This is a genomic window from Pseudarthrobacter sp. SSS035 (assembly GCF_023273875.1).
GTDB lineage: Bacteria > Actinomycetota > Actinomycetes > Actinomycetales > Micrococcaceae > Arthrobacter.
The window spans coordinates 595,513-622,173 of the sequence record NZ_CP096882.1; the positions used below are offsets into that span (position 1 = coordinate 595,513).

At 64.9% G+C, this 26,661-nt stretch carries 25 protein-coding genes and 1 tRNA gene; 3 read left to right on the forward strand and 23 right to left on the reverse strand.

The genetic code is table 11. The annotated features are described in order from the left end of the window. Window positions 1-8 precede the first annotated feature (8 nt). Genes MUN23_RS02690 through MUN23_RS02700 form a run of 3 tightly spaced genes read left to right on the forward strand, consistent with a single transcriptional unit; the run spans window position 9 to window position 2,739 of the window. A complete protein-coding gene (locus MUN23_RS02690; RefSeq protein WP_248761978.1) occupies window positions 9-980 on the forward strand; it encodes a branched-chain amino acid ABC transporter permease in 972 nt (323 codons plus the stop codon). After that, complete coding sequence (locus MUN23_RS02695) at window positions 977-1,969, forward strand: ABC transporter ATP-binding protein (protein ID WP_248761979.1); 993 nt, start codon at window positions 977-979, stop codon at window positions 1,967-1,969. The genes MUN23_RS02690 and MUN23_RS02695 overlap by 4 nt, the downstream gene beginning before the upstream one ends. Further along, window positions 1,966-2,739, forward strand: a complete 774-nt coding sequence (locus tag MUN23_RS02700) for an ABC transporter ATP-binding protein (protein WP_248761980.1) — start codon at window positions 1,966-1,968, stop codon at window positions 2,737-2,739. The genes MUN23_RS02695 and MUN23_RS02700 overlap by 4 nt, the downstream gene beginning before the upstream one ends. Before the next feature lie 105 nt (window positions 2,740-2,844). Here the strand turns inward: MUN23_RS02700 and MUN23_RS02705 are convergent, their stop codons facing one another. The 23 genes from MUN23_RS02705 to MUN23_RS02815 form a co-directional block, all read right to left on the reverse strand. After that, on the reverse strand, window positions 2,845-4,188 hold the full coding sequence (locus MUN23_RS02705) for an ABC transporter substrate-binding protein (RefSeq protein WP_248761981.1): 1,344 nt from the start codon (window positions 4,186-4,188) through the stop codon (window positions 2,845-2,847). A gap of 225 nt (window positions 4,189-4,413) precedes the next feature. Next, window positions 4,414-4,487, reverse strand: a tRNA-Leu gene (locus MUN23_RS02710). 20 nt (window positions 4,488-4,507) lie between these two features. Then, entirely contained in the window at window positions 4,508-5,452 is a 945-nt protein-coding gene (locus MUN23_RS02715) for an N-acetyltransferase (RefSeq protein WP_248761982.1), read from the reverse strand. A gap of 107 nt (window positions 5,453-5,559) precedes the next feature. Beyond that, window positions 5,560-7,059, reverse strand: coding sequence for an NAD(P)/FAD-dependent oxidoreductase (locus MUN23_RS02720; RefSeq protein WP_248761984.1), 1,500 nt, complete (start codon window positions 7,057-7,059; stop codon window positions 5,560-5,562). 38 nt (window positions 7,060-7,097) lie between these two features. Beyond that, entirely contained in the window at window positions 7,098-8,474 is a 1,377-nt protein-coding gene (locus MUN23_RS02725) for a S8 family serine peptidase (RefSeq protein WP_248761985.1), read from the reverse strand. Window positions 8,475-8,508: 34 nt separating this feature from the next. Then, window positions 8,509-9,456: a Ppx/GppA phosphatase family protein gene (locus MUN23_RS02730; protein WP_248761986.1), complete on the reverse strand. Its 948-nt coding sequence runs from the start codon at window positions 9,454-9,456 to the stop codon at window positions 8,509-8,511. Next, entirely contained in the window at window positions 9,453-10,124 is a 672-nt protein-coding gene (locus MUN23_RS02735) for a DUF501 domain-containing protein (RefSeq protein WP_248761987.1), read from the reverse strand. Before MUN23_RS02735 ends, MUN23_RS02730 begins: the two co-directional genes overlap by 4 nt. A gap of 28 nt (window positions 10,125-10,152) precedes the next feature. Beyond that, complete coding sequence (locus tag MUN23_RS02740) at window positions 10,153-10,818, reverse strand: septum formation initiator family protein (protein WP_248761988.1); 666 nt, start codon at window positions 10,816-10,818, stop codon at window positions 10,153-10,155. A gap of 134 nt (window positions 10,819-10,952) precedes the next feature. Further along, entirely contained in the window at window positions 10,953-12,233 is a 1,281-nt protein-coding gene (eno, locus tag MUN23_RS02745) for a phosphopyruvate hydratase (protein ID WP_056343550.1), read from the reverse strand. A gap of 131 nt (window positions 12,234-12,364) precedes the next feature. Continuing rightward, window positions 12,365-13,030, reverse strand: a complete 666-nt coding sequence (locus MUN23_RS02750; protein WP_371875967.1) for a MazG nucleotide pyrophosphohydrolase domain-containing protein — start codon at window positions 13,028-13,030, stop codon at window positions 12,365-12,367. After that, window positions 13,005-14,150 (reverse strand): adenosine deaminase, encoded by a 1,146-nt coding sequence (locus MUN23_RS02755; RefSeq protein WP_248763971.1) that lies wholly within the window; start codon window positions 14,148-14,150, stop codon window positions 13,005-13,007. Before MUN23_RS02755 ends, MUN23_RS02750 begins: the two co-directional genes overlap by 26 nt. A gap of 39 nt (window positions 14,151-14,189) precedes the next feature. After that, the gene (locus tag MUN23_RS02760; protein WP_248761989.1) at window positions 14,190-14,918 is read right to left on the reverse strand and encodes a DedA family protein; all 729 of its coding nucleotides are present in this window, start codon (window positions 14,916-14,918) and stop codon (window positions 14,190-14,192) included. Window positions 14,919-15,023: 105 nt separating this feature from the next. Then, window positions 15,024-15,653, reverse strand: a complete 630-nt coding sequence (locus MUN23_RS02765; RefSeq protein ID WP_248761990.1) for a DedA family protein — start codon at window positions 15,651-15,653, stop codon at window positions 15,024-15,026. Window positions 15,654-15,658: 5 nt separating this feature from the next. Then, a complete protein-coding gene (locus tag MUN23_RS02770; RefSeq protein ID WP_248761991.1) occupies window positions 15,659-16,972 on the reverse strand; it encodes a thymidine phosphorylase in 1,314 nt (437 codons plus the stop codon). Beyond that, window positions 16,969-17,373 (reverse strand): cytidine deaminase, encoded by a 405-nt coding sequence (locus MUN23_RS02775; protein WP_248761992.1) that lies wholly within the window; start codon window positions 17,371-17,373, stop codon window positions 16,969-16,971. The genes MUN23_RS02770 and MUN23_RS02775 overlap by 4 nt, the downstream gene beginning before the upstream one ends. A gap of 5 nt (window positions 17,374-17,378) precedes the next feature. Next, window positions 17,379-18,704: an ABC transporter permease gene (locus MUN23_RS02780; protein ID WP_248761993.1), complete on the reverse strand. Its 1,326-nt coding sequence runs from the start codon at window positions 18,702-18,704 to the stop codon at window positions 17,379-17,381. Beyond that, window positions 18,701-20,068, reverse strand: coding sequence for an ABC transporter permease (locus MUN23_RS02785; RefSeq protein ID WP_248761994.1), 1,368 nt, complete (start codon window positions 20,066-20,068; stop codon window positions 18,701-18,703). The genes MUN23_RS02780 and MUN23_RS02785 overlap by 4 nt, the downstream gene beginning before the upstream one ends. Continuing rightward, window positions 20,061-21,719, reverse strand: coding sequence for an ABC transporter ATP-binding protein (locus MUN23_RS02790; RefSeq protein ID WP_248761995.1), 1,659 nt, complete (start codon window positions 21,717-21,719; stop codon window positions 20,061-20,063). The genes MUN23_RS02785 and MUN23_RS02790 overlap by 8 nt, the downstream gene beginning before the upstream one ends. A gap of 177 nt (window positions 21,720-21,896) precedes the next feature. Then, entirely contained in the window at window positions 21,897-23,003 is a 1,107-nt protein-coding gene (locus MUN23_RS02795) for a BMP family protein (protein ID WP_248761996.1), read from the reverse strand. Between the two features lie 292 nt (window positions 23,004-23,295). After that, on the reverse strand, window positions 23,296-24,318 hold the full coding sequence (locus MUN23_RS02800; RefSeq protein ID WP_248761997.1) for an NADP-dependent oxidoreductase: 1,023 nt from the start codon (window positions 24,316-24,318) through the stop codon (window positions 23,296-23,298). Next, window positions 24,315-24,746, reverse strand: a complete 432-nt coding sequence (locus MUN23_RS02805) for an organic hydroperoxide resistance protein (protein ID WP_248761998.1) — start codon at window positions 24,744-24,746, stop codon at window positions 24,315-24,317. Before MUN23_RS02805 ends, MUN23_RS02800 begins: the two co-directional genes overlap by 4 nt. Before the next feature lie 45 nt (window positions 24,747-24,791). Continuing rightward, window positions 24,792-25,226 carry a MarR family winged helix-turn-helix transcriptional regulator gene (locus MUN23_RS02810; protein WP_248761999.1) on the reverse strand — a complete coding sequence of 145 codons (435 nt, stop codon included), beginning with the start codon at window positions 25,224-25,226 and terminating at the stop codon, window positions 24,792-24,794. 195 nt (window positions 25,227-25,421) lie between these two features. Continuing rightward, window positions 25,422-26,621 (reverse strand): amidohydrolase, encoded by a 1,200-nt coding sequence (locus MUN23_RS02815; protein ID WP_248762000.1) that lies wholly within the window; start codon window positions 26,619-26,621, stop codon window positions 25,422-25,424. Window positions 26,622-26,661: the final 40 nt, after the last annotated feature.

Here is a 26,661-nt window from a genome sequence, read left to right on the forward strand (position 1 = left end):
GACCAATCATGGATTTTGCAGCAATTCTTTCCAACGCCTTCGGCGAACTCATCAGCCCCACCACCGCCGCCTACGCCTTGGCGGCGCTGGGCCTCGCGGTCCACTTCGGCTACTCCGGCCTGCTGAACTTCGGCCAGGCAGGCTTCATGGCAGTGGGCGCCTACGGCTTCGCCATCTCCACACTGACCTTCAAGGCGCCGTTCTTCGTGGCTCTGCTCATCGCCGTCGTCGCAGCAGCGATTTTTGCGATGATTCTGGGCATTCCGACGCTGCGCCTCAGGGCCGACTACCTGGCGATCGTCACCATTGCGGCGGCCGAAATTGTCCGGTACCTCGTCACCACCAACGGCTGGACGGCGGTCACGGGCTCAGCCAACGGCCTGGCAGCCTTCGAGGGCGGGTTCTACGAGATGAACCCGTTCCCGCCTGGCTCGTACCCACTGGGCATGAACAACCGGGACTTCTTCATCCGGATCGTGGGATGGACGCTGGTCATCGTGGCTGGCATCCTCGTGTGGCTGCTGATGCGCAGCCCGTGGGGCAGGGTCCTCAAGGGCATCCGTGAAGATGAAAACGCCGTGCGGTCGCTCGGCAAGAACGTCTACGCCTACAAGATGCAGGCCCTGATCATCGGCGGTGTGCTGGGCGCCCTGGCCGGGATGATCTTTACGCTCCCCCGCGGCGCAATCCAACCAGCCAACTACGGCACGGAGCTGACGTTCTTCCTCTGGACGTGTCTCCTGCTGGGCGGAATGGCCACCGTCCTCGGGCCGGTCATCGGGGCAATGATGTTCTGGGTTGTGCTCTCGCTTACTCAGGGCATCCTGAGCGGGCTGATCGAGTCCGGGATCATCACCTGGCTGACCACCATCCAGGCGGGCCAGCTCCGATTCATCCTTGTCGGTGTTGCCCTGATGCTCCTGATGATCTTCCGGCCCCAAGGTGTCTTTGGCAATAAGAAGGAGCTGGCATTCGCATGAGTGAACGGCGTGAAGAGAACATCGACTACATGACCGACGCCCGCCCCATCGCGGTGGGCGGCAATGAACCAGGTTGCAAGAAGCGCGATCCCATCGTTGTGGCGGAAAACGTCACACGGAGCTTCGGTGGCATCAATGCTGTGGATGTCGAGTACCTCGAAATTCCGCGGCATAAGATCACGGCCCTGATCGGACCGAACGGGGCCGGCAAAACCACGTTGTTCAACCTCCTGACCGGATTCGACCATCCCAACTCCGGCAAGTGGCAGTTTGAAGGCCAAAGCATAGCGGGCGTTTCCCCCTACAAGGTTGCCCGCATGGGCATGGTGAGGACATTCCAGCTGACCAAGGTCATGGGCAAGCTCACCGTTATGGAAAACATGCGACTCGGTGCCTCCGACCAGCCCGGCGAACGCCTCTCAAAGGCTCTCTTCAAGAGGCTCTGGGGAAGCCGGGAGAAGGAAATCACCGCGCAAGCCGATGTCCTGCTGGAGAAATTCAAGCTGGACGCAAAAAAAGCCGACTACGCGGCGTCCTTGTCCGGCGGCCAGCGCAAGCTCCTCGAGATGGCACGCTCGCTTATGGTCCGACCCAAGCTGGTCATGCTGGATGAGCCCATGGCCGGCGTGAATCCCGCGCTCACGCAGTCCCTGCTGGACCACATCAAGAACCTCAAGTCCGAGGGCATGACCGTATTGTTCGTCGAACACGACATGAACATGGTGCGGCACATCGCCGACTGGGTGGTGGTGATGGCCGAAGGCAAGATCGTGGCCGAAGGGCCTCCTGGCGAAGTCATGAAGAACCCTGCCGTGATTGACGCCTACCTGGGCGCCCATCACGATGTGGATCTCGGCGACGCCGAAGGCATCAGGGAACTCGAAGCCGAACTTGAGGCAGACGAGGAATCGGTGGTCGGCACCGAAGACGCCGGCATTATTGCCCCGGAAATAGTGGTCTCGGGACTCGACAAGAAGGACGGAAAATGAGCGCAGCCAGCGCAGCGGCCCCGGCAGAAAGTCCGGCACATGCCAACGACGCAGTCGTTTCGGTAAAGAACCTTGTGGCCGGCTATCTCCCGGGCGTGAACATCCTCAACGGCTGCAGCATTGAGGCCCGCAAAGGAGAACTGATCGGAATAATCGGCCCCAATGGTGCCGGAAAGTCCACTCTGCTGAAGGCAATGTTCGGATTGGTCAAAGTCCACTCGGGGACCGTGGTGGTCCGCGGCAAGGACATCACCGGCCTCAAGGCGAACAAGCTGGTTAGCCAGGGCGTGGGATTCGTGCCGCAGACAAACAACGTGTTCGCGGCGCTGACCATCGAAGAGAACCTGCAGATGGGGATGTTCCAGAGGCCGAAGGCTTTTGCCGAGCGGTTTGATTTCGTGACCGGCCTGTTCCCCGAACTTGGCAAACGGCGCGCGCAGCGTGCGGGTTCGTTGTCCGGCGGTGAGCGCCAGATGGTGGCGATGGGCCGGGCCCTGATGATGGATCCCGCCGTGCTGCTGCTTGATGAGCCCTCGGCAGGCCTCTCCCCCGTCAGGCAGGACGAGACGTTCCTCCGCGTGCACGAGATCAACAGGGCCGGCGTCTCGGTCATCATGGTGGAGCAGAACGCCCGGCGCTGCCTGCAGATCTGTGATCGCGGCTATGTCCTGGACCAGGGCAAGGACGCGTACACGGGCACGGGACGCGACCTGATGAAGGATCCGAAGGTCATCCAGCTCTATCTGGGTACGCTGGCCGACCAGAACTGATCGGCCGGCCAGGACTAGTCCGTTCCGCCAAAGGCAGTACCCACGAAGAAGACCCCCGTCCGGTTCCCCGGGCGGGGGTCTTCTGTGTCAGCGGAGGAACAGGCTCTAGAGCTTGCCGAACTCTTCCTTGACGAGGGCGATCTTGTTGTCTTCCTTGTACTCGTAGACACCGATGGTTGCTTCGGAGGGATCGCCACTGTCGGCGAAAGTGACCGGACCGGACTGGCCGTCGTAGTCAATGTCCTTGCCTTCGCGCAGCAGAGTCACGCAGTTGGCGAAGCTATAGCATTTCTCGCCATCCTTTGACACGGCCTGCAGCTGCTTGGCGATGTCCACACCCTTGGTGCTCTTGGCGGCCTCTGCCGCGAGCGCGGTCAGGTTGGCAGCGTCCCAGCTCTCACCGGCGTAGATGAAGTCCTTCAGGGTAGGATCGACAGCCAGCAGCGACTTCCTGAAGTCTTCACCGGCAGTAGTTCCGGGAATCGTGCCATGCGCCTTGGTGAGCGTGCCGGGCTGGAAATCCTTGCTGTAGTCAACGGTGTTGCCGTCGACCAGGAAGATCTGCTCGGCCTTGATGCCCTTGCCGGTCAGGAGCGGGATGATGCTCTTGCCCTGAACGAAGGATATGACAGCAACGGCATCCGGCTTCGCGGCGATAACCTTGTCCACCTGGGTGCTGAACTGGGAGTCGCCTTCGTTGAACAGCTCTTCGGCGACGACCTTGCCGCCAGCCTTCTCGAAGGTCTCCTTGAGCTTCTTGCCAAGCCCGGTACCGTAGGAATCGTTGAGTACCAGCATGCCCAGTGTCTGTGCGCCACAGGAGGCCGCGTAGTTACCCAGCACGGAGCCCTGCAGGACATCGGACGGGGCGGTCCGCCAGTACAGGCCCTTGTCATCCCACGCGGTGAAGTCCACGGAAGTGTTGGCAGGCGAGAACTGGACAACCCCGGCGCCGGTGATCTGGTTGATGACAGTCTTGGAAACGCCGGAGGAGGCGGCACCAATGATGGCGCTGACACCCAGGCCCAGCAGGTTGGTCACGGACTGCGTGGCGACATCGGTGGTGGTGTCACCGGAGTCCCGGTGCGTCACTTCGATAGGTTTGCCAAGGACGCCGCCCGCGGCATTGATTTCATTCTTCGCGAGCTCAACGCCGGCAATCTCGGGCGGGCCGAGGTAGGACAACGCGCCGGTGGTCGGCAACAGCGTGCCGATCTTCAGGGCCGTGTCAGTGGTGGTTGAGGACGGGGGCACTGTCCCTGACGCGGGAATCACCGGTGCCTTGAGTCCTTCCGAAGGAGCCGGGCAGGAAAGGCCTGCCGGCTTTGTTGTTGTTGTGGTCGCCGTCGGGGTGGAGGTACCACCACAGGCCGTGGCCAGCAGGGCGACGCCTACGCTAAGCGCTGTGAGCTTAGCAACGCGGGGTGCCCCCGGGGGGAGTGAAATCATTGACAATCTCCTGGATCGAAAGGTGCGAACGGCCTTTGACGCGGATGATCAGGTGTTCCTGATTTAACTTCAAGCTAATGCATATCTTCGGCGGATATAAGTGACTGAGGTCACATCCTTATAACAGTCGTTGCATATGCGAAATCAATGAACGGGATTGGTCTGTTGAGGTCACGCGGGGGGCGCGGAAGGGCGCGTCAGGAGGAACTCCCTAGGGAGAATTTGTACCCCAGGTGGGACTCGAACCCACAACACGCGGATTTTAAGTCCGCTGCCTCTGCCAATTGGGCTACTGGGGCGCCCGGTCAATGGTATCCCGTCATTCGCCCGCAAGCGGTCCGGCGTACCGGAACGTCCCGTGGACCCCGCCGGGCCAGACCGCCAGCGGGAGCAGCTGGAAGTGGTCCCCCCAGGCCGCGTCGGGAGGGAGGACGCCGAAGGACGCAGCCGGGACGAAGCCGAAGCGCGGGTAGTAATCGGTGCTGCCCAGCAACGCAATCCCGCCCTCCCCCGCCGCGTTGGCCCGGGCAATCGTGTCGTTCATGAGGGCAGTGCCGATCCCATGGCGCTGCAGCCTTGGTGTCACACCGATGGGCCCGAGGCCCAGCAACCCGTAGTCGCCCACCCAGCCCCGTGTGCTGATCACATGGCCGACTATCTCGTCGTCGAGCACCGCCACCACGCTGAACTCGGGCAGGTAGTCCTCGCACTCGAAGAGCCTGCGGAGCACGTCCACCTCCTCGGGCTCCCCGTCCACCGGCAGGCCCGTGACCGGGGAGACCGCGAACGCCTCGCCCGTCAACGCGAGGATCTTGTCCCTGTCCGCAACCGTCTCGTTCCTGAGCAGCAGCTCGGGCCGCGGCACGTGCCGGCTGGCCGCTGACAGCTCAGCCAGGGCTTCGACGGCGCGTGGTGCGTCCGCCACCGGCACCAGCAGGTGGTCGTGGTGGAAGCCGGCCAGCACGTTGCAGCTGATCCTGGCGTCGGTCAGGGCCTTCCCGACGGCGGCTGTCAGGCCAACAGCCTCCAGCGCAGAATGCACTTCCAGGGTGATCCAGGCCGCCACAAAGTCGTAGTGCAGCCCCAGGCTGTCTGCCCTTTCCCGCGGCAGGACGACCGTCAGGCCCTCGGCCTCACGGACGGCAGCTTCGATGCCGGGCTCAAGCGGCCTGCCATGCGGCCACAGGACGTAGACGTACTCCCCCTCCCGCAGTACCGGTTTCAGTGTTGCCAGCAGGGTCTGGAGGTTCTTTTCGCCAGTCATGCTGCCAGTCTAGAAGGGACACCAGGCGGGAAACGCCAAAACGGCGGCTATCCCTCGAGGGGACAGCCGCCGTCGGGCGTTACAAATGCTGCGTCGGGATGCCGGTGTTACTTGGCGTCCGCGGTGACCGACTGCTTGGGGTCCACGCTGGTGGCCTCCGCAGAGCCGGGATTTGCCGCTCCGGCGGATACCTCGGGCGCGCTGGCCGCCGGGGCGGGAGCAGCCGCAGCCGGCTTGGGAGCAGGTGTGGCAGCGGCCACGAAGGCACCACGCGGGTTGTCCAGGTCGATCAGCTGGGTGGTGTCGCGGCCCATAAAGAACGCGAGGATCCAACCCATGATGACGCGGACCTTGCGCTCCATGGTGGGCATGGCCATGCCGTGGTAGCCGCGGTGTGCCAGCCAGGCGAGCGGGCCCTTGAGGCCGATGCGGCCCAGGATGTTGATGTTGGCAACACCCTTCCACTCGCCGAAGCCGGCAACAGCACCCAGGTTCTTGTGCTTGTAGTCCTTGAGCGTTTTGTCCCAGCGCGAAGCCCACAAGTTCTTGGCGAGGCGCTTGGCCTGGCGAAGTGCGTGCTGGGCGTTCGGGACGCAGGTGCCGTCCGGCAGGCCGCTGCCCGTGAGGTCCGGCACGGCGGCGATGTCGCCGGCGGCCCAGGCGTTGTCGATGATGCCTTCATCGCCGGCGATGCGGAGGTCCGGCAGAACGCGGACGCGGCCGCGGGGTTCCAGCGGGAAGTCGGAGGAGCGGATCATCGGGTTGGCCTGCACGCCGGCAGTCCAGACGAGCGTGTCGGCTTCGAATTCCTGGGCGAGGGACTTGTCCGGGAGGTTGATGAGCTTCAGGGAGCCCTCAGCGCTGTCCAGGGAGGTGTTCAGCAGGACCTCGATGCCGCGGCTGCGGAGGTGCTCCACAACCCATTCGGCCTGGGGTGCCGTGACCTCGGGCATGATGCGGCCCATGGCTTCAACCAGGACGAAGCGTACTTCTTCCTGGCGGATGCGGGGGTTGTTCTTGACCGCGGCGCGGGCCAGGTCTTCCATTTCGGTGATGCATTCGATGCCGGCGAAGCCGCCACCGACAACCACGAATGTCAGTGCCTTGGCGCGGGCAGCGGGGTCCGCGATGGTGGACGCGGCCTCGAGGCGCTCCAGCACCTTGTTGCGAAGGGCCACAGCCTCTTCGATGGTCTTCAGGCCGATGCCCTTGTCCGCGAGGCCCTTGATGGGGAACGTGCGGGTGATGGCGCCTGCGGCCACCACAATGTCGAAGTAGGGGATCTCGATGTGCTCTCCGCCGTCCGCGGGCGCCACGACGGCGGTGCGGTTGGCGTGGTCGATCGAAGTGACGCTGCCCTGGATGAGTTCAGTGTGCTTCAGGTGCTGGCGGTGCGAGACCACTGCGTGGCGGGCCTCGATGTTGCCGCCGGCCACTTCGGGCAGGAAGGGCTGGTAAGTCATGTAGGGCAGTGGATCCACGAGGGTGACGATGCCACCGGCATTCGCGATCTTCTTCTGCAGTTTGAGTGCTACGTACAGGCCGACGTACCCGCCGCCGACGACGAGTACCCTGGGACGGTCCTGGAGCTCTGGGGTGGTTGCCATGATTTAAGGATACAACAGTTTGTGAAAATCTTCACTAACTACGTTTTGCCGCCTGAATCAACGGTTTGGAACGCGCCGGTATCGGGTTCCTCGCGCGCCGCTCCGGGGTTTCGGGCAGCCCTCCGCAGCTGGAAGACTGCTGCCCCGATGATCACCACAAAGAGGATTACTGAACCGATCACGACGGCGGCGCCAACGGCACTGTCACGCTGTGAGGGCGCCTCGGCCGCGGGCACAGTGGGCTCGGGCAGCGTGGGAACGGCACTGGCCACCTCGTCCGTGGGCACCGGTACCGGCGCACCAAGGTTGCCGCGGCGGTGCACGCGGATCCAGTCCGAGATGGATCCGAGCGGGTTGGCGGCGGCTTCCGGGACGGAGTCCTTCAGGGCGGCCTCGGCGTTCAGCACGCCAAAGCCGTACAGCGGGTCTTTTCCGGCAGGACCGGCATCCTTGGCCGTGCTGACGATCCGGTTGATGACCTGCTTGGCGCTCATCTCCGGCCACTTGGAACGGATGAGTGCGGCCACACCGGCAACGATCGGGGCAGCTCCGGACGTTCCCGCCCATTCGGCGTAACCGCCGCCGGGAAGCCCGCCCAGCAGGTTTTCAGCCGGGGCCGCCACACCGATGCTGATCCCCTGGGAGGACGAGTCGACGCTCGCTGTGCCCTTGCGGTCCAGGCCGGCGACCGTGAGGACGCCGGGGATGGTGGCGGGCGCTCCCACCTGGAGGTTGCCGCCTATCCGGTTTCCGGCGGCGGCCACAATCACCACATCCTTCTGTTCGGCATAGAGGAAGGCAGCGTCCCAGCTCTGGGGCCACTGCGGCGTGGCGCTCCCCAGCGAAATGTTGATGACTTTGGCCCCGTTGTCCACGGCCCAACGGACCGCTTCGGGGATCTGGTCCTGATCACTCTTGCCCGCGGGGTTGGCCGATCCCAGCCATGTTGACACGGACAGGATCTCGGCTTCAGGAGCAACGCCGATCATGCCGTCCGGTCCGGCGGCAGCAGCCGGGCCGGGACCGGGCGAAGCGGTGGCACCGGCGGGCTGGTGGCCGCGGCCGGCAAGGATGGTGGCTACCAGGGTCCCGTGTTCCGGCTTGACCCCCAGGCTTTTCTGCCCGTTGGGGCTGCCGGCCCCGGACGCGTCGAAGCCTCCGGTGACGGCGCCCTTCAGGTCGGGGTGCTGGGCATCCACGCCGCTGTCGATCACCGCGATCTTGACTCCGGCGCCCTTGGAAACATCCCAGGCCTTCGTAATTCCGGCTTCGCCAAGCCAGTACTGCTTGTCCCGTTCAGCGTCGGCCATGGCCGCGGGCGCCAGGGTCAGTCCTGCGGCCAGGCTGACGCCTGCGAGGGTCATCGCCAGGAGAGCTGACGCGGCCCGGCGGAACCGTGCTGTTGCTCTGGTCATGTGGGTTCCCATGCTTGGTTGGCTGAAGGCCTGGTTAGTGGATGCTCAGGGCAATTCCGTCAAGAATATCGTGTTCGCTGGCCGTGGCCGTGACGATCCGGCCCGCGGTGAGTTCATTCAGCCGCTCCAGGATGCGCCGCCACACCAGCCCGCCGGCACCCATTACGTCGACGCGGCCGGGGTGCATGTACGCCAGTTCCGCACGTTCTCGCCTGGTCATGTGGAGGAGGTCGGTGGCGGCCTCGGTGATGGTGCCGATGGCCAGTTCCGTCCCGTGGATCGCCGCCGGCGAATACTCCGGAAGCCGCAGGGCATGGGCGGTGATGGTGGTGATCGAGCCGGCCACCCCGACGACGGCGGTGGCGCGTTCCAGCGGAACCTCCAGCCCCGCCCGGGCGATGGCGGCGTCGATGTCGGCTTCCGCGGCGGCAATCTGCTCCGCCGTGGGCGGATCGTCCTGCAGGTGCCGTTCGGTCAGGCGGACGCAGCCGACATCCACGGACTTGGCGGCCGTGACTCCGCCGGCGGTACCGAGGACGAACTCCGTGCTGCCGCCGCCGAGGTCAACCACCAGCACCTGCTCGCCGTCAAGGATGGGCAGGACGCTGCTGGCCCCGGCAAAGGACAGGGCAGCTTCTTCATCCCCCGAAATGACCTCCGGCTCAACGCCCAGCAGTTCCCGGATCCCGTCCACAAAGACCTGGCGGTTGCGCGCGTCCCGGCTGGCCGAGGTGGCCACAAAACGGATGGACTCGGCGCCGTGCTTGCGGATCATGGCTGCGTAATCCCCTGTGGCCGCGAACGTGCGCTCCAGTGCCTCAGGGGCGAGTTCGCCGGTGGCGTCCACGCCCTGGCCCAGCCGGACAACCCGCATCTCGCGGACAACGTCGGTGAGCTTCGCTGTCCCGCTGCTGCGGTCGATGTCGGCGATGAGCAGGCGGAGGGAGTTCGTGCCGCAGTCGATGGCGGCGACGCGGGTCATGCCCCTGCCCCGTCAGCGCTTGCTGTCTTGCGGACCGGGGCGGGCCGGCCCACGATCTCCGGCAGGCCCTGGGGTCCGTGGCGGCTGAGATCCTTTGACGGGGCCTCCCCTGCGGTGTCCCAGGCGCCGTCGCAGTAGCAGCGGTCCGTTGTCCACCATTCGCTGATGCCGGCAATGGCCTCATCTCCCAGCGGGTTCACTCCGGGACCTGCCGCGAGGGAGTGGCCCACCAGGACGTGGAGGCATTTGACCCGGGTGGGCATACCGCCGGCGGAGATGCCGTCAATCTCCGGGACGGCGCCGATGCCGGAACGCTCGCCGATCGCCGCGCGGGCGGCGAGATAGTCCTCGTGCGCTGCACGGTAGGCTGCCGCGAGGGGCTCATCGGCGCTCAGGCGTTCATTCATGTCGTTCATCAGCCCGGCAGCTTCCAGCCGGGAAACCGCCGAAGTGATGACGGGGTGCGTCAGATAGAACGTGGTGGGAAACGGCGTCCCGTTGCTCAGCCGCGGCGCGGTGGCGGCGACGTGCGGGTTGCCACAGACGCAGCGCGCCGGGATCTCCACCACATCGCGCACCGGCCGTCCCAACTGCCTGCTGAGTACTTCAAGATCGTGTGCTGATGGCTGGCGGGACTTCTCCGGCGCAGTCGCCGTGTTTTCTTCCACTGGCGCGGGCCATCCTTCCTCTAGCTGTTCAGTCTGTGGCCGCACGCCTGATGGACTCCCACAGGGAATCCACCCACGGCAGATCGGCGGGGTCTTGTGCTGCTGTGGCGGTCAGGCTACTGCTTGTTCCGGCCGGCAGATCGCCACCGAAGACCCAGTAGCCGGATTCACCCGGCATAACCATGTTAATGCGGTCGCGGGCCTGCTGTTTCACGTAGTTCGGATCCTGCCACCGTGAGATCTGCTGCCGCAGGCCGTCCTGCTCGGCCTGGCGGGCGGCAATATCGGCGCTGAGGGCGGCGAGCTCGGCCCGTTTGTCGAAGAAGATCTTCACGGTGGGTGCCAGCATGATGGTGATGGCAATCATGACCACCGCCAGTGCCAGCATGCGGCCGGAGAACGCCTTGGCGGGTACGGGCTGGGTATCATCCGGCGCGGTGTCAGGCTTCGGCGTCTTGCCCGCGGCGTTACCGCCGCTGTGGCCGCTCCCCTGACCTTTGCTGGCCGGGAACCTGGCGCCTGGTGACGTTCCGGCGCTGGATGCGGGGCCGGTTTTGCCCTTGCTCCCGCCCTGTGCGCTGCCGGCTGCACCGCCAAAATCGGCGCGGATAACGCCGGCGTCTTCAGTGGTTGGGTCCGTGGTGGCCTGATGCCTCGAAGCGGCTTTGGGAACTTTGGGACGGCGGGTGGCCATGACACTCCTGAAACGTGCGGCCTGCCTCTGGCCGCAACTCTGCGCTTGATGCCGGCTCAATCAATGCCGGCTAAACAAAAACCGGTGGCTATGGTCTTTCAACCATAGCCACCGGTCAGAGGTTTACGCGGCTACTAGCCCTTGAAACGCGGGAAAGCGCTGCGGCCGGCGTAACGTGCGGCGTCGTCGAGTTCTTCTTCGATGCGCAGGAGCTGGTTGTACTTGGCAACGCGCTCCGAGCGTGCCGGGGCACCGGTCTTGATCTGGCCGGCGTTGGTGGCCACCGAGATGTCGGCGATGGTGGTGTCCTCGGTCTCGCCGGAGCGGTGCGAGGTGATGGTGGTGTAACCGGCACGCTGGGCCAGGCTGACGGCGTCCAGCGTTTCGGTCAGTGAACCGATCTGGTTGACCTTGACCAGCAGCGAGTTGGCGGTCTTGGTGTCGATGCCGCGCTGCAGGATGGCCGGGTTGGTGACGAAGAGGTCATCGCCGACGAGCTGGACCTTGTCACCGATGCTGTCGGTGAGGGTCTTCCAGCCGTCCCAGTCGTTTTCATCCAGGGGATCCTCGATGGAAACCAGCGGGTAGTCGGCCACGAGCTCGGCGTAGTAGGCGCTCATCTCGGTGGCTGACAGTGCCTTGCCCTCGAACTGGTAGGCGCCGTCCTTGAAGAACTCGGAGGAGGCGACGTCCAGCGCCAGGGCGATGTCCTTGCCCGGGGTGTAGCCGGCGTTCGTGATGGCTTCCTGGATCAGGTCCAGCGCAGCACGGTTGGACGGCAGGTTAGGCGCGAAGCCACCTTCGTCACCCAGGCCGGTGGACAGGCCCTTGGCCTGCAGGACGGACTTGAGGTTGTGGTAGACCTCGACGCCCCAGCGGAGGCCCTCGGAGAAGGTCTCGGCGCCGATCGGGACGATCATGAATTCCTGGATGTCCACGTCGGAGTCGGCGTGCGAGCCACCGTTGAGGATGTTCATCAGCGGAACCGGCAGGACGTGCGCGTTGGGGCCGCCCAGGTACTTGTACAGCGGCAGGTCTGCGGAGGCGGCGGCCGCGTTGGCCACGGCCAGCGAAACGCCCAGGATGGCGTTGGCGCCGAGCTTGGCCTTGTTGGGGGTGCCGTCCAGGTCGATCATGGCCTGGTCGATGCTGCGCTGGTCGGTGGCGTCGAAGCCGGTCAGGGCCGGAGCGATCTGGTCGATGACAGCGTCAACGGCCTTCTGGACACCCTTGCCGAGGTACCGTCCCTTGTCTCCGTCACGGAGCTCAACAGCCTCGTGCTCTCCGGTGGAGGCACCGGAGGGTACTGCCGCGCGGCCGATCTGGCCATCGGAGAGCAGTACTTCAACTTCTACGGTCGGGTTTCCGCGGGAATCGAGGATTTCGCGGGCGTGGATGGCATCGATAAGCGCCATGGATGTGCTCCTTATGGGCGATTTTGGGGGAACGAACAGCTGGAAAAAGCGTTAAATCTGGGACGTCCTCGTCAGGACCAAGCCTAGTCGAGAGTGGTGCAGGTTACGGAACCCTATCCATCACCCGGACGTCATGATGGCGACGCGAACTGCCGCCGGATGGCGCCCCGAAGGGCACGTTCGGCGTCGAATCCGCTGGCACGTGCGGAGCCGACGACGGCGAGCAGCAGGTCGCCGAGCTCCTCCTCCGTTTGCGCGTCCGGGGTTTCGCCAAGCTCACCCACCGGAAGGACCGCTCCGGCACGCTCGGCCCGGTCAAGGAACTTCTGCGCCTTCGCCAGGGCCGGCAGTGCGTCCGGGACGCCTTCAAAAGGCCCCGTTCGCTCCGGACGTTCCGCAGTCTTCACCGCGTCCCACTTCCGGACAATCTCCGCCACCGAGGCAGGGAACGCGTCCTGCAGCGTGCCGTCGGGCAGGAAGACATGCGGATTGCGGCGGACCATTTTGGCACTCAGCCCGCGCGCGACGTCGTCGAACGTGAACGTGCCGCGCTCCTCGGCGAGCCGGGCGTGCAGCACCACCTGAAGCAGCACATCGCCCAGTTCGCCGCGGAGCTCGGCGTCATCCGCGCCGGTCTCGATGGTCTCGGCAACCTCGAAGGCCTCCTCCAGGAGGTACTCCACCAGTGAGGCATGGGTGAGGGCGCCCATCCACGGGCAGTGCTCGCGCAGCTGGGCTACGACAACGACCAGCCTGTCGATGGGAGCCTGCTCAGCCAAGGTTGTCGTAGGCGTCATTGATGTACTCCACCAACGCTTCCTTCTCTTCAAGCGGCAGGAAGGATGCCTCGGCAGCGTTGAGTGTGAGCTCCAGCAGATCGTCGAGGTCGTAGTCGAAGGTCTCCACGAGGAGTTCGAACTCGTCCGTCAGGGTGACGCCGCTCATCAGCCGGTTGTCGGTGTTGATGGTGACGTTGAAGCCCAGCTGGTACAGCATGTCCAGCGGGTGGCTCTCGATGCCCTCGCCGAATCCGGCGATCGCTCCGGTCTGGAGGTTCGATGACGGGCAGATCTCCAGGGCGATGCCCCGATCGCGGACCCAGCTGGACAGGTCGCCCAGGGTGACCATGCCGATGCTGTCCTCGTCGCTCGCGGCGTCGTCGTCGTCGTCGAAATCCACCATGATGTCCTCGGCGATCCGGACGCCGTGGCCCAAACGCAGAGCCCGGCCGTCAACGAGGGCGGACTGGATGCTTTCGAGTCCGGCGGCCTCGCCGGCGTGCACCGTCGCGGGGAAGTTGTGCTGGGCGAGGTAGGTGAAGGCGTCCTTGAACCGGGACGGGAGGAAGCCGTCTTCCGCTCCGGCGATGTCAAAGCCCACAGCGCCCTTGTTGCGGTGGCGGACAGCCAGTTCGGCGATTTCCTGGCCACGGTCCGCGTGCCGCATGGCGGTGATCAGCTGGCCCACCTGGATTTCGCGGCCGCTTTCGCTCACTGCGTCGACGCCGGCTTCGAGTCCTTCCTGGACTGCTTCAACAACCTCGTCCAGGGACAGGCCCTTCTGGAGGTGCTGCTCCGGCGCCCAGCGCACTTCGCCGTACACCACGCCGTCGTCCGCGAGGTCCTCGACGAATTCCTTGGCGACGCGGATGAGGCCTTCCTTGGTCTGCATCACGGCGACTGTGTGGTCGAACGTCTCCAGGTAGCGGACCAGCGAGCCGGAATCCGCGGACTCGCGGAACCACTCGCCCAGGGCCACCGGGTCCGTGGAAGGCAGCGTGTGGCCAACGGCCGCGGCCAGTTCGATGATGGTGGCTGGACGCAAACCACCGTCCAGGTGGTCGTGCAGCGAAACCTTAGGCAGGCTCTTCAGGTCGAAATCGATGGCAGGGGCAGCGTCAACAATAGGCTCAGTCACCATCCAACCTTAGGGTCGGCAGGCGGCTTATGCCAGCCGCTACTGTCCGCGCTGCTCCGCCTCAGCCGGGGAGGGCGCCAGCAGCGGCGACGCCGCGGTATGCGCGGGCACGGAACCTTCCGGGCCGCCGTCGAGCCATTCATCCACAGTTTCGGCGTCATTGCGGGCCAGGTGCTTGTGCCACCAGCGCAGGAGGTGGTCGATCAGGATGCCCAGCACGATCGCGAACACCACGGCAATGCCTGCGCTGAGCAGCGGGTTGTGGTGGAGCCAGGGGAACGAACTGGCCAGGATCCCGATGCCGATGGAGTACCCCACCCACGTGATGCAGGCGAAGGCATCCAGGAGGAAGAACCGGCGGTGCGCGAAGCCGGTACTGCCGGCCACATAGTTGACCGCCACCCGGCCCCAGGGAATATAGCGCGCCGTGAAGATCAGGACGGCGCCGCGTTTTTCGAGTTCATACCGTGCCCAGCCGAAGGCCTTCTGCACTTTGGGACGCCGCATCCACTTCCAGCGGTGGAGGCCGATCCTGCGGCCGAGCATAAAGGCCATGTTGTCACCGGCGATGGCACCGACCAGGGCTGTCGCGCCCAGGATCCAGAGATTCGGTTCACCGCTGTGCCGGGAAAACGCGGCCAACGCCACAATCAGCGTCTCGCTGGGGACCACCATGGCAAAGCCGTCGATGAAGAAGAACACCAGAAGGACCGGGTAGATCCACCATTGGCCCGCTGCATGGAGCACGGCCTCATTAATAAACTCCACGCGGGTCTTGCTCCTAGACGAAATGATGCAGCCGGAAGTGACGTAAGTCGCTCTTCAGTGTCCCATGCCCGGGACCCTGCCCGCTACGCACGGACGCCGCAAACCCTAGGCTTCCGGATCCTTCAGCCGCTCCACCACAGGAACCTTTCCCCGGATGCGGTTAATGACCAGATCCACCACGATTCCAAGGCCCACGGCGCAGACGATTGCGATGGCCGCGCCGAGCAGATGGTTGTTTTCGAACCACTGGCCGAAGAACAGCCCGATACCCACCGAGTAGGAGGCCCAGAGCGTGGCGGAAAGGACCGTCAGGCCGACGAAACGCAAGTGCGGATAGTGGGTCACGCCCGCCGTGAGGTTGACGGCGACCCTTCCGATAGGGATGAACCGCGCCACGAGGATGAGCGACGCCGGCCGCTTCCTCAGCTCGTCGCCTGCCCAGCGGAAGGCACTTTGCATCCGCGGTCCGCGCATCCAGTGCCAGCGCCGGGTCCCCACCCGGCGTCCGATGAGGTACGCGATGTTGTCGCCGGAGAACGCGCCCAGGCCCGCGACGGCCATCAGCAGCCAGGGATTGGGGACGTCCGCGGTGGCGGCAACCGCGGCCAGGCCCACCACCACGGATTCGCTGGGAATAGGCGGGAAAAACCCGTCAATCAGGCAGCAGGCCAGCACAAGGAGGAGCACCCACGGCTGCCCGGCGGCGGCAAGGATGAATTCATTGATGGCCTGCATTGTCCCTACGCTATTCGGTCGATGATGAGCTGCTGGGCCGGGCGCGACCCTTCCGGGGCGATCGTGACGGCGTGCTCCAGGGCTTCCTTGGCACGGGCGAACTTCTCCGGCGTGTCCGTGAGCAGCGTCATCAGCGGCTCGCCGGCACGGACCGTGGCACCGGGCTTTGCATGCATGCGGATCCCTGCACCGGCCTGGACGGCGTCTTCCTTGCGGGCACGTCCCGCGCCGAGGCGCCACGCCGCAACGCCCACTGCCAAGGCATCGAGCCCCACCAGGACACCGTCGGCCGGGGCGTAGATGACCTCGGATTCCTTGGCGACCGGCAGCTTGGCGCGCGGATCTCCGCCCTGCGCTTCGATCATCCGGTTCCAGACGTCCATGGCCCGGCCGTCCTTCAACGCGGCGCGCGGATCGGCGTCGTGGACGCCAGCGCAGGCCAGCATCTCTTCGGCCAGCCGGACGGTCAGTTCGACGACGTCTTCCGGGCCGCCGCCGGCCAGGACCTCCACGGATTCCTCCACTTCGATCGCGTTGCCTGCGGTGAGGCCGAGCGGGGTGCTCATGTTGGTCAGCAGCGCCACGGTGTTCACCCCAGCGTCCTTGCCGAGGGCCACCATGGTTTCGGCCAGTTCGCGTGCCCGTGCCTCGTCCTTCATAAAGGCTCCGCTGCCCACCTTCACGTCCAGGACCAGGGACCCCGTGCCTTCGGCGATCTTCTTGCTCATGATCGAGGAGGCGATCAGCGGGATCGCCTCGACCGTGCCGGTGACGTCCCGCAGCGCGTAGAGCTTCTTGTCCGCCGGCGCCAGCCCCGCCCCGGCAGCGCAGATCACGGCGCCCACGTCCTGAAGCTGCGCCATCATTTCGTCGTTGCTCAGGGCCGCCCGCCAACCGGGGATCGATTCCAGCTTGTCCAGGGTGCCGCCGGTGTGGCCCAGCCCGCGGCCCGACAGCTGCGGCACGGCCACGCCGAACACTGCCACCAGGGGTGCCAGCGGGAGTGTGATCTTGTCCCCCACTCCCCCGGTGGAGTGCTTGTCGCTGGTGGCCTTCACGCCGCCGTCGGGCCGCCGGAGGCCGCCGAAGTCCATCCGTTCGCCCGAGGCGATCATCGCCGCCGTCCAGCGCGAAATTTCGGCGCGGTCCATGCCGTTGAGCAGAATGGCCATGTTCAACGCGGCCATCTGTTCGTCGGCGATGACCCCGCGGGTGTACGCGTCAATGGTCCAGTCGATCTGCTCCGGGCTCAGGGCGCCCCGGTCCCGCTTGGTGCGGATGATGTCGACGGCGTCGAATGCCTCAGTTGCCTGTGTCACCTTGGATCCTCCAGGTTTTGGGGACCAAATGCGTCGGGCAGCACCTGGTCCATGGTTTTGATGCCTTGGGTGGTCATAAGCTCCATGCCAGGCGCGCGGAATTCATAGAGAAGCTGCCGGCAGCGGCCGCACGGCATGAGCACGTTACCGGCGGCGTCTACGCAGTAGAACGCGCGCAACAACCCGCCGCCGGTCATGTGCAGGTTTCCCACCAGGGCACATTCAGCACACAGGGAGAGCCCGTAGCTGGCGTTCTCCACGTTGCAGCCGCTGACAAGCCGCCCGTCCTCGGTGAAGGCCGCGGCCCCCACCGGGAACTTTGAATACGGGGCGTAGGCGTTTTTCATGGCGTCGACAGCCGCGGCCTCCAGCGCCTGCCAGTCGACGGCGTTCTGTTCCACGGCCGTCAACCCTTGACGTACGGGATGCCGCTGGCCGCCGGTGGCCTGGACCGGCCCACCAGCCCGGCCACCGCCAGCACGGTCACCAGGTAGGGCAGCATGGCCATGAACTGGCTCGGTACGGGCGTTCCGATGATGGTCACAATGCTCTGCAGGTTGTCCGCAAAGCCGAACAGCAGGGCAGCGAAGAACGCTCCGATCGGGTTCCAGCGTCCGAAGATCAGCGCTGCGAGTGCGATGAAGCCTCGTCCGCCGGAGATTTCCTTCGTGAAGCTGTCGATGGCCACGAGCGTGAAGAACGAGCCACCGATTCCTGCGATGGCACCGCCCAACGTGACGTTCCAGAAACGCGTGGCGTTGACCTTGATGCCCATCGTGTCGGCGGCCTGCGGGTGTTCACCCACAGCACGGACGCGCAGGCCCCACTTGGTCTTGAACAGGCCAACCCACACAACGATCACGGCGACGTACATCAGGTAGCCCACCAGCGACTGCTTGAACAGGATGGGGCCGAGGATCGGGATTCCGGAGAGGATGGGAATCGGGATGATGTCCAGGCCGGGCGGTGAGTTGAACTTTGCCTTGTCCGCCTGCATAACGGTGCTGAACAGGAAGCCGGTGACGCCGGAAATCAGGACGTTGAGCACCACGCCGACGATGATTTGGTTGACCAGGTACTTGATGCTGAACACCGCGAGCACCATGGATACCGCCGCGCCGGCCACAGCGGCCGCAAGCAGGCCCACGAAGGGGTTCTGCGTAATGCTGGCCACGATTGCCGCGGTGAAGGCGCCGCCCAGGAGCTGGCCTTCGATGGCGATGTTGACTACCCCGACCCGCTCGCACAGTACGCCGGACAAAGAGCCGAATACCAGCGGGACGGCCAGGGTGACTGAACCGGCGATGAGTCCGGCCAGCGAAATGCTGGGCGTCCGGGCACCGCCCACCACCCAGATGAGGAAGGCTGCCACAAACAGCACCGTAAAAGTGACGGTCAGCCAGGCCGGCGTGGGCCGGGCCTTGGTCTTCAGGAAGACGGAGTAGGCCGCCAGCCCAAGCATCAAGACCGAGAGAATGATGCCGCCCGGCATTGCGGGAATTTCCAGCACGGGCAGCTGGAAAAAATCTCCGCCGGTGGAAATTCCGAACCTTGCGGTCTGCGCTGATCCCATCAGGCCGAAGAAAATGAAAGCGACGAGTCCCAGCGCCGAGAGCAGGACCGGGGTTTTCCAGAGAACCGGTTTGCCGGATGTTGCCTGGGCCTCCTCGGCCTGGGGCGCTGTGCCGGGCGTTCCGCGTCCCGGCAGGGGCGAAGTTGCTGTTGCGCTCATGCTGCGCCTCCGGTGGTTGCTGCCTGCTGGGATTTTCCGGCCCTGGCCGGCTTCTTGCGGCGGGGGTTCAGCCCGAAGACTGCCCGGACCAGCGGAGGTGCCGCGATAAAGAGGACAATCAGCGACTGGACCACCAGGACGATGTCGATGGGCGTTCCGGTCTGGATCTGCATCTGCACGGCACCGGCGCGGAAGGCGCCGAACAGCAGGCCGGCAGCGAAGGTGCCCCACGGCGTCGAACGTCCCAGCAGCGCCACCGTGATGGCGTCAAACCCGTACGTTGCCGCAACGCCATCGGTCAGGACCTTTTCCGTGCCTGCCACCTGGGCCACGCCGGACATTCCCGCCAGCGCACCGGCGATGGCCATGACCAGGATGGTGGACCGGGAGACGTTGATTCCGGCGGTCAGGGCAGCCTTCGGATTGGCTCCCACGGCCCGGAATTCAAAGCCGACGGTGGAGCGGTTCAGCAGCCACCACACCAGGACGGTGGCCGCGATGGCCAGGACGAAGCCCAGGTGCAGGCGATACTGGGAGCCGAAAATCTGGGGGTACACGGCGGTTGGGTCCAGGATGGGCGAGATCGGGTTGGACTCCCCCGGACGCTGGAACGCCGGAGTGTTCAGCAGGTATCCCAGTAAGTACAGCGCAATGTAGTTGAACATGATGGTCAGGATGACTTCGTGGGCTCCTGTCCGGGCCTTCAGGAGACCAACCAGGCCACCCCAGAGGGCGCCTCCCACGATGCCTGCCACAAGGACGAGCAACAGGTGCAGGCCCAACGGAAGGTGCAGGGCGAATCCGACCCAGCCCGCCAGGATGCCGGCCATGATGATCTGGCCCTGGGCGCCAATGTTGAACAGGCCGGCCCGGAACGCGAGCGCGACGCCGAGGCCTGCCGTGATGAGCGGTGTGGCGATGGTGAGGGTTTCCATCAGCGGCGCGAACTGGACCGCGAGGCTGGAACCCCGGGGGTTGAAGACCGAGCCCTGGAACAAGGCAATGTAGGACTGTGTGGCGGCCTGCCAGACTGCGGAGAGGAAGTCTGTGGGCCGGGCGAACAGATACGCCGAGGTGGTGCTGACGCGCTCGTCCGTGGCGGCGATCAACAGTCCGCCCAGCACAAGGGCCAGCAGCACCGCCAGGACTGAGACCATGCCGCTGCCGGTGAAAATCTTCCGGAGCAGCGTGTCCGGCCCGCCGGGCAGCTTTCCGCTTTGGGCGCTGGCTGGTACGGCTGAAGGGCTGATGGCCCCGCCGGCCGTGTCCACGGCCACCGCGGCGGCGGTTTCGTCCGCCGCCGGGGTTGGCTCGTCCGCTTTCGCATGCTGGTCCGCATGCTTAGGGTGACGCTCTTCAGGCATGATCGCCTCCTTCGGCGCTGGAGGTTCCGCGGCGTTCTGCGGCGGCGGAGTCCGTCTTGTCAGCGGCTGATGTGTCAGCGCCGGTCTTGCTTACGCTCGCGGTACCTGAGCCGGTCTTGTCAGGGCTCGTCTTATCTGCACTCGCAGCGTCCTCCGGTGAGATGCCGGCCATCATCAGGCCCAGGACGCCGCGTCCGGTCCCTGCCGGAACGATTCCCACCAGCTTGCCCTTATAGAGCACGGCGATGCGGTCGGCGAGCTCCATGACTTCGTCCAGTTCGGTGGAGATGATCATGACAGGCGTGCCCTGGTCGCGTTCCGCCACGATCCGTTTATGAAGGAACTCGATGGACCCGACGTCCACACCCCTGGTGGGCTGTGAGGCAATGAAGAGCCGCAGCGGCCGGGACAGCTCCCGTGCCATGACCACCTTCTGTTGATTGCCGCCCGAGAGCGTGCCGGCCGCCAACAGGCCCGAGGGTGTCCGGACATCGAACTCGTCGATCCGTGATTTGGCGTTCTCCAGGACCTTCGCCGGACTCATGCTGATGCCCTTGGCAAACGGCGGCTGATCGTACCGGTCAAGAATCAGGTTTTCGGCGATCGAGAACGTGCCGATGAGGCCGTCAACAGACCGGTCTTCCGGAACGAAGCCGACGCCGGCGTTAAGCACCTCCTTCACACTGCGGCCAACAAGTTCCACATCGTCCAGGAGGATGGAGCCGTGGACGCGGTCCTGGAGCCCGAGGATGGCCTCGGTGAGTTCGGTCTGGCCGTTGCCTTGGACGCCTGCGACGGCCAGGATCTCTCCGCGGGCAATGTCGAAGCTCAGGCCGTCCACGGTGTGCTGCCCGTTCGGGGCGATGACTGTGAGGTCTTTGACCTGGAAAGTCTTCTCTTTGGGGGTGGCGGGTGCCTTCTCGAGTGTGAGGCTGACGGCGCGGCCCACCATCATGGAGGCCAGCTCCGCGGTGGAGGCGCCTGGATGCGCCGAACCAACAACCTTGCCCCGCCGGATCACGGTGATGGTGTCCGAGACAGCCTTCACCTCGCGCAGCTTGTGCGAGATGAAGACTATCGAGGTTCCGTTGGACTTGAGCTGGCGCATGATGTCCAGCAGTTCGTCGGTTTCCTGGGGCGTCAGCACTGCCGTGGGTTCATCCAGGATGAGGACCTTGGCGTCGCGGACCAGGGCTTTGATGATTTCCACCCGCTGCTGGACGCCCACCGGGAGGTCCTCCACCAGGGCGTCGGGGTCGACGTCGAACCCGTAGCGGTCAGAGATTTCCTTGATCTTGCGCCGGGTGTCGTCCAGGTTGAGGAAACCGCCGGCTTTGGTGGACTCGGCGCCGAGCGCCACATTCTCGGCCACGGTAAACACGGGAACGAGCATAAAGTGCTGGTGCACCATGCCGATGCCGGCGGCCATGGCGTCTCCGGGGCCGCGGAAGTAGACCGGTTTGTCGTCGATGAGGATTTCGCCCTCAGAGGGCTCGTAGAGCCCGTACAGCACATTCATCAGGGTGGACTTGCCGGCCCCGTTCTCGCCCAGCAGACAGTGGATCTGTCCGGGTTCAACCACCACGTCGATGTGATCGTTGGCGAGCAGGGAGCCGAAGCGTTTGGTGATCCCTCTGAGTTCAAGTTTCAAAACTCTGACCAATCTCGAAGCGTCCGGTGATTCCCCACCGGACGGGATAAGTGGCTGCAGCACCAGCCTAGTGTGTGCAGTCCTGCGTGGGCGGTCTCGCCGACGGCGAATTCCAACGCAAAGCGCCACCTCCCGGGCAGTCGATGACCATCCGGGGGCGGCGCTTGGCGAGGATGACTATACCTTTGGACTTGCCGCTGACTCGACCTTCAGCTTGCCGTCAACGATGTCTTTCTTGAGCTGGTCCAGCTCGGACTTCAGATCGGACGGGACCTGGGAGTCGAAGCTGTGGAACGGTGCCAGCTGGACGCCGTCGTTCGCCAAGGTGCCGACATAGGGCGTGTTGGTGAACTTGCCTTCCTTGTCGTCCTTGACCACGGTTTCAACGGCTTCGCCCATAAGCTTCATGACCGAGGAAAGCATGATGTCCTTGTATTCGGGTGCGGTCAGGAATCCGTCAGAGTCAACCCAGATCATCTTGACGTCCTTGCCGGCCGCTTTCGCCTCCATCAGGGCTGCACCGGCTCCCTTGCCTACCGGACCGGCGACGGGCATCACAATGTCCGCGCCCTGGTCAAGGAAGTTTTGGGTGAGCTGCTTGCCCTTGTCCTGCTTTTCAAAGTCGCCCGTGAAGCTGCCATCCTGGGTCGCCTTGTCCCAGCCAAGAACCTTGACGTCCTTGCCCTTCTGCTCGTTGTAGTACTTGACGCCGTCGGCAAACCCATCCATGAAAATGGTCACGGTGGGAATCTCCCTGCCGCCGAACGTGGCCACACTTCCTGTCTTGGTGGTGCCTGCTGCCAGGTAACCGGCCAGGAAGGCTGCCTGGGCGGTGTCGTAGATGATCGGCTTGACGTTGCTGATGGGCGGGTCGTAACCGAAATCGACGATGGCGAAGTGGCTTTCCGGGTTTGCCGCGGCCTGGGCCTTGGTGGCGTCACCCAGGAGGAAGCCGATGGTCAGGGTGAGGTCGCAGTTGGCGGCAACCATCGCACGGAGGTTTGGCTCAAAGTCGTTGTTGGACTTGGACTCGGCCTGGTTGACCTTGATGCCCAGGTCAGCCTCGGCCTTCTTCAGGCCATCATAGGAAGACTGGTTGAACGACTGGTCATCAAATCCGCCGGAGTCCGAGACGATGCAGCCCGTGTAGTCTGTGGCCGTCGCGGTGGGGCTGCCGGCTTCGGGCGGCGCACCGCAACTGGTCAGCAGGAGTGCGGTAGCACCCATGGTGGCCACGCTTGCAACTGAACCGCGCTTGATGTGTGCACGCAGTGATGTCTTCAAGATTCCTCCAGGATGAAGAGAGAGGCGCTACGACGTGAATTCAATGAGTGTCTGTTTCAACCCTGAAATTCTGTTTTCACTGACGGTCCGCAGCACTGCGCCGAAGCGCTCTGATAGAACCAACATTAGTGGGCTGCAACACATCCGCTACCACATTGAAGCCGGATCCCGAAGATTGTTGAGAATTTGTTACCAACCAGTAGAAGTCGTCTTGGCTGCACCCCTCTCATTAAGCGCGAACGGACACTTGGGGCCCGCCGGGCTCCAAGTGTCCGTTCGCGCTGGTGGGGGGCTAGAGGCGCACGAGCATCTTGCCGGTGTTGGCGCCGTCGAGCAGGTCCATGAAAGCCTGGGGCGCATTCTCGAGTCCGTCCACCACGGTCTCGTCATACCGGACTGAACCTTCCGCCAGCCAGGCTGACATCTTGCCGAAGAATTCAGCGCTGTGCTGGCGCTGTCCGCTGACCAGGAACCCCCGCAGGGTCAGCTGCTTGCCGATGGCAAGGGCGAGGTTCCGCGGCGCCGGCGTGGGTTCGGTGGAGTTGTACTGGGCTATCGCGCCGCACATGGCCACACGGCCGCCCACATTCAGGACCGCCAGGGCAGCCTCCAGGTGATCGCCGCCCACGTTATCGAAATACACGTCAATCCCTGCGGGTCCTGCGGCCTGGACAAGCTGTTCCCGCACCGGCCCGTCGTTGTAGTTGAACGCGGCGTCGAAGCCCAGTTCCAGGAGCCGGGCCACCTTCTCCGCGGTTCCCGCGCTGCCGATGACCCTGGAAGCGCCCATCGCCTTGGCAATCTGGCCCACAAGAGAGCCCACGGCACCCGCCGCACCTGACACGAACACGGCATCGCCGGGTTTGAACTCGGCCACTTTGAGCAGCCCGGCGTACGCCGTCAGGCCGGTCATGCCCAGCGCGCCAAGGAACGCCGACGCCGGCGCAAGGTCCGTGCGGGCAACCGAGGTTGCGTCTGCGTCCAGGACCGCGAATTCGCGCCAGCCCAGTTGATGGACGACGGCGTCCCCCACGTTCCGCCCCTCGGCCCTGGACGCGATGACCTCACCGATGGCGCCGCCGTCGAGCGCTTCATCCAGAGCGAACGGCGCGGAGTACGACTTGACGTCGTTCATGCGGCCGCGCATGTAGGGATCCACGGAGATGTAGAGGTTGCGGACCAGGATCTGGCCGTCCTGAAGCTCCGGCAGCGGTGACTCTGCCAGCCGGAAGTTTTCGGCAACGGGACGCCCTACCGGACGTGAAGCCAGGTGGATTTCCCGGCTGGATGTTGGAAGTGCGGTTGTCAGGCTCATGCTGCGAACTCCAGGATCTTGATGTCCACCGTGATGTTTCCGCGGGTGGCGTTTGAATATGGGCAGATCTGATGGGCTTTGGCCACCAGCGACTCGGCGGTGGCCAGATCCAGGGCAGGGACCGCGATCTCCAGTTCAGCGGCGAGGCCGTAGCCCACGCCGTCGGTCAGCGCGCCAAAGTGGATCTTGGCCGCCACGGCTGAGTCGGTCAGGTCCGCGCGCTCCTTGCGCCCCACGAGGCGGAGCGCCGAGTGGAAGCAGGCCGCGTAACCGGCGGCAAAAAGCTGTTCCGGGTTGGTTCCCTGGCCGTCACCGCCCAGCTCCACGGGGCTGGCAAGACTGACATCCAGCTTGCCGTCATTGGTGCGTGCGTTGCCGTCGCGGCCTTCGCCGGAAGCCAGGGCCTCGGCAGTGTAGAGAGTCTTCATGTGTGGTCCGTCCTGTTGGATGTGGATAACGGAAATCTTGGGCGCTCAGTGCGCGCGGTGAAGGGCTTCTGTGAGCCTTTCAAGAGTGGTGCGAAGCTGTTCCAGCTCATCGGCTGACAACCCGGCGGCGTCCGCAAGGTGCCGTGGAATCGCGCTGGCCTTGCTGCTGAGCGAGCGTCCGGCCGGCGTCAGGTGGACTGCAACACGGCGCTCATCTTCCCCGGACCGGCGGCGCTCCACGAGCCCCATGGCCTCAAGCCTCTTGAGCAGCGGCGACAGCGTGCCGGAGTCAAGGCCCAGTTCCTCGCCGAGCTCCTTGACGCCCTTCGGCTCCGATTCCCAGAGGACCAGCATCACCAGATACTGCGGGTACGTCAGGCCAAGGTCTTCCAGGACGGGGCGGTAGACCGCTGTTGCCGCGCGGGACGCGGAGTACAGCGCAAAACACACCTGGCGGTCGAGGCGGGGGGCTTCAGTCATACCTAGGACGATAGCCCACAATTCAATTGTGCACAACTTACCGCGCCAACGAGACGCGCGAACGAGCAGATACCACCCTCAAAACCGGGATTTGAGGGTGCTATCTGCCAGTTCGCGCGGGAGGCCGAGGGCCTAAGCGTCCGTTCGCGCCAGGGGGTTGGGTAGGTCGGGGCGCGGGGTTAGAGGGCGCGGGGGCTAAAGGTCGCGGATGGTCCGGAGGGCCGCTGCCGTGAGGACCTGGATGCCCAGGCCCAGGGCGCGTTCGTCCAGGATATAGTCACCGCGGTGGAGGTCGTACTCTTCGCCGCCGGGGGTCTTGGTGCCCAGGCGCATCATTGCGCCGGGACGTTCAGCCAGGAACCAGGCGAAGTCTTCGCCGCCCATGGACTGCGGCGTAAGCACCACTGCGCCCTCGCCGATTTCCGCGCGCGCCGCGGCCTCGATCAGTGCGGTCTCGTGCTCCGAGTTGACCACCGGCGGCACTCCCCTGGTGTGCTCCAAGCGCACATCCACACCGTAGGGCGCGGCCACCTGATGCACCACTTCGTCCAGGAGCTCGCCGGCGTCCTTCCAGGCATCGCGGTCCAGGCAGCGCATGGTCCCGGCCATGAAGCCGGTGCCGGGAATGGCGTTGGGCGCCGATCCGGCGGAGATGTGGCCCCACACCACAGAGACACCGCTGCGAACGTCAACGCGGCGGGACAGCACGGCCGGAACATTCACGGCGATCTGTGCCAGGGCGAACACGAGGTCCTCGGTCAGGTGCGGGCGGGAGGTATGGCCGCCGCGGCCGCTCAGCTCGATCCTGATGGTGTCCGAGGCGGAAGTAATGGCGCCGATGCGAGTACCGATTCGTCCGACGTCGATCCTTGGATCGCAGTGCAGCGCCAGGATGCGGGGCACACCGTCCAGGACACCTTGCTCGATGCAGGACAGCGCACCGCCGGGCATGGTCTCCTCCGCCGGCTGGAAAATGATCCGGACAGTGCCGGCAAGGGGGGCTTCCAGGTGCATGCGCTGGAGAACCAACGCCACGCCCAGCATGGCGGCGGTGTGGACATCGTGGCCACAGGCATGCGTGACCCCATGGTTCTTGGAGGCAAACGGCAGGCCGGTTTCCTCGATGATGGGCAGGGCGTCAATATCGCCGCGGAGCGCAGTGGCGATCGGCCCCTCGCCGATGTCGACCGTGAGGCCGGTGCCTTCAAGCCGCCGCGGAGCCAGTCCGGCGGCTTCGAGCCGCTCCACCAGCTTGTCTGTGGTGCGGAATTCCTTGAAGGAAAGCTCGGGGTGCGCGTGCAGATCCCGGCGGAAGTCGATCAGCTCCGGCAGGAGGGGTTCCAACCATGGCCGCACTAATGCGGTGGGCTCGGCTTCAGTAGTGTAATTACGCACTCATTTACTCTAGCGAGCGTCCACGGAATAGCGTCATCAC

Bases quoted from the DNA above. Each gene is read 5' to 3' on its own strand.
- MUN23_RS02690 (WP_248761978.1), top strand. From the start codon at position 9: ATGGATTTTGCAGCAATTCTTTCCAACGCCTTCGGCGAACTCATCAGC.
- MUN23_RS02695 (WP_248761979.1), top strand. From the start codon at position 977: ATGAGTGAACGGCGTGAAGAGAACATCGACTACATGACCGACGCCCGC.
- MUN23_RS02700 (WP_248761980.1), top strand. From the start codon at position 1,966: ATGAGCGCAGCCAGCGCAGCGGCCCCGGCAGAAAGTCCGGCACATGCC.
- MUN23_RS02705 (WP_248761981.1), bottom strand. From the start codon at position 4,188: ATGATTTCACTCCCCCCGGGGGCACCCCGCGTTGCTAAGCTCACAGCG.
- MUN23_RS02715 (WP_248761982.1), bottom strand. From the start codon at position 5,452: ATGACTGGCGAAAAGAACCTCCAGACCCTGCTGGCAACACTGAAACCG.
- MUN23_RS02720 (WP_248761984.1), bottom strand. From the start codon at position 7,059: ATGGCAACCACCCCAGAGCTCCAGGACCGTCCCAGGGTACTCGTCGTC.
- MUN23_RS02725 (WP_248761985.1), bottom strand. From the start codon at position 8,474: ATGACCAGAGCAACAGCACGGTTCCGCCGGGCCGCGTCAGCTCTCCTG.
- MUN23_RS02730 (WP_248761986.1), bottom strand. From the start codon at position 9,456: ATGACCCGCGTCGCCGCCATCGACTGCGGCACGAACTCCCTCCGCCTG.
- MUN23_RS02740 (WP_248761988.1), bottom strand. From the start codon at position 10,818: ATGGCCACCCGCCGTCCCAAAGTTCCCAAAGCCGCTTCGAGGCATCAG.
- eno (WP_056343550.1), bottom strand. From the start codon at position 12,233: ATGGCGCTTATCGATGCCATCCACGCCCGCGAAATCCTCGATTCCCGC.
- MUN23_RS02750 (WP_371875967.1), bottom strand. From the start codon at position 13,030: ATGACGCCTACGACAACCTTGGCTGAGCAGGCTCCCATCGACAGGCTG.
- MUN23_RS02765 (WP_248761990.1), bottom strand. From the start codon at position 15,653: ATGCAGGCCATCAATGAATTCATCCTTGCCGCCGCCGGGCAGCCGTGG.
- MUN23_RS02780 (WP_248761993.1), bottom strand. From the start codon at position 18,704: ATGAGCGCAACAGCAACTTCGCCCCTGCCGGGACGCGGAACGCCCGGC.
- MUN23_RS02785 (WP_248761994.1), bottom strand. From the start codon at position 20,068: ATGCCTGAAGAGCGTCACCCTAAGCATGCGGACCAGCATGCGAAAGCG.
- MUN23_RS02800 (WP_248761997.1), bottom strand. From the start codon at position 24,318: ATGAGCCTGACAACCGCACTTCCAACATCCAGCCGGGAAATCCACCTG.
- MUN23_RS02805 (WP_248761998.1), bottom strand. From the start codon at position 24,746: ATGAAGACTCTCTACACTGCCGAGGCCCTGGCTTCCGGCGAAGGCCGC.
- MUN23_RS02810 (WP_248761999.1), bottom strand. From the start codon at position 25,226: ATGACTGAAGCCCCCCGCCTCGACCGCCAGGTGTGTTTTGCGCTGTAC.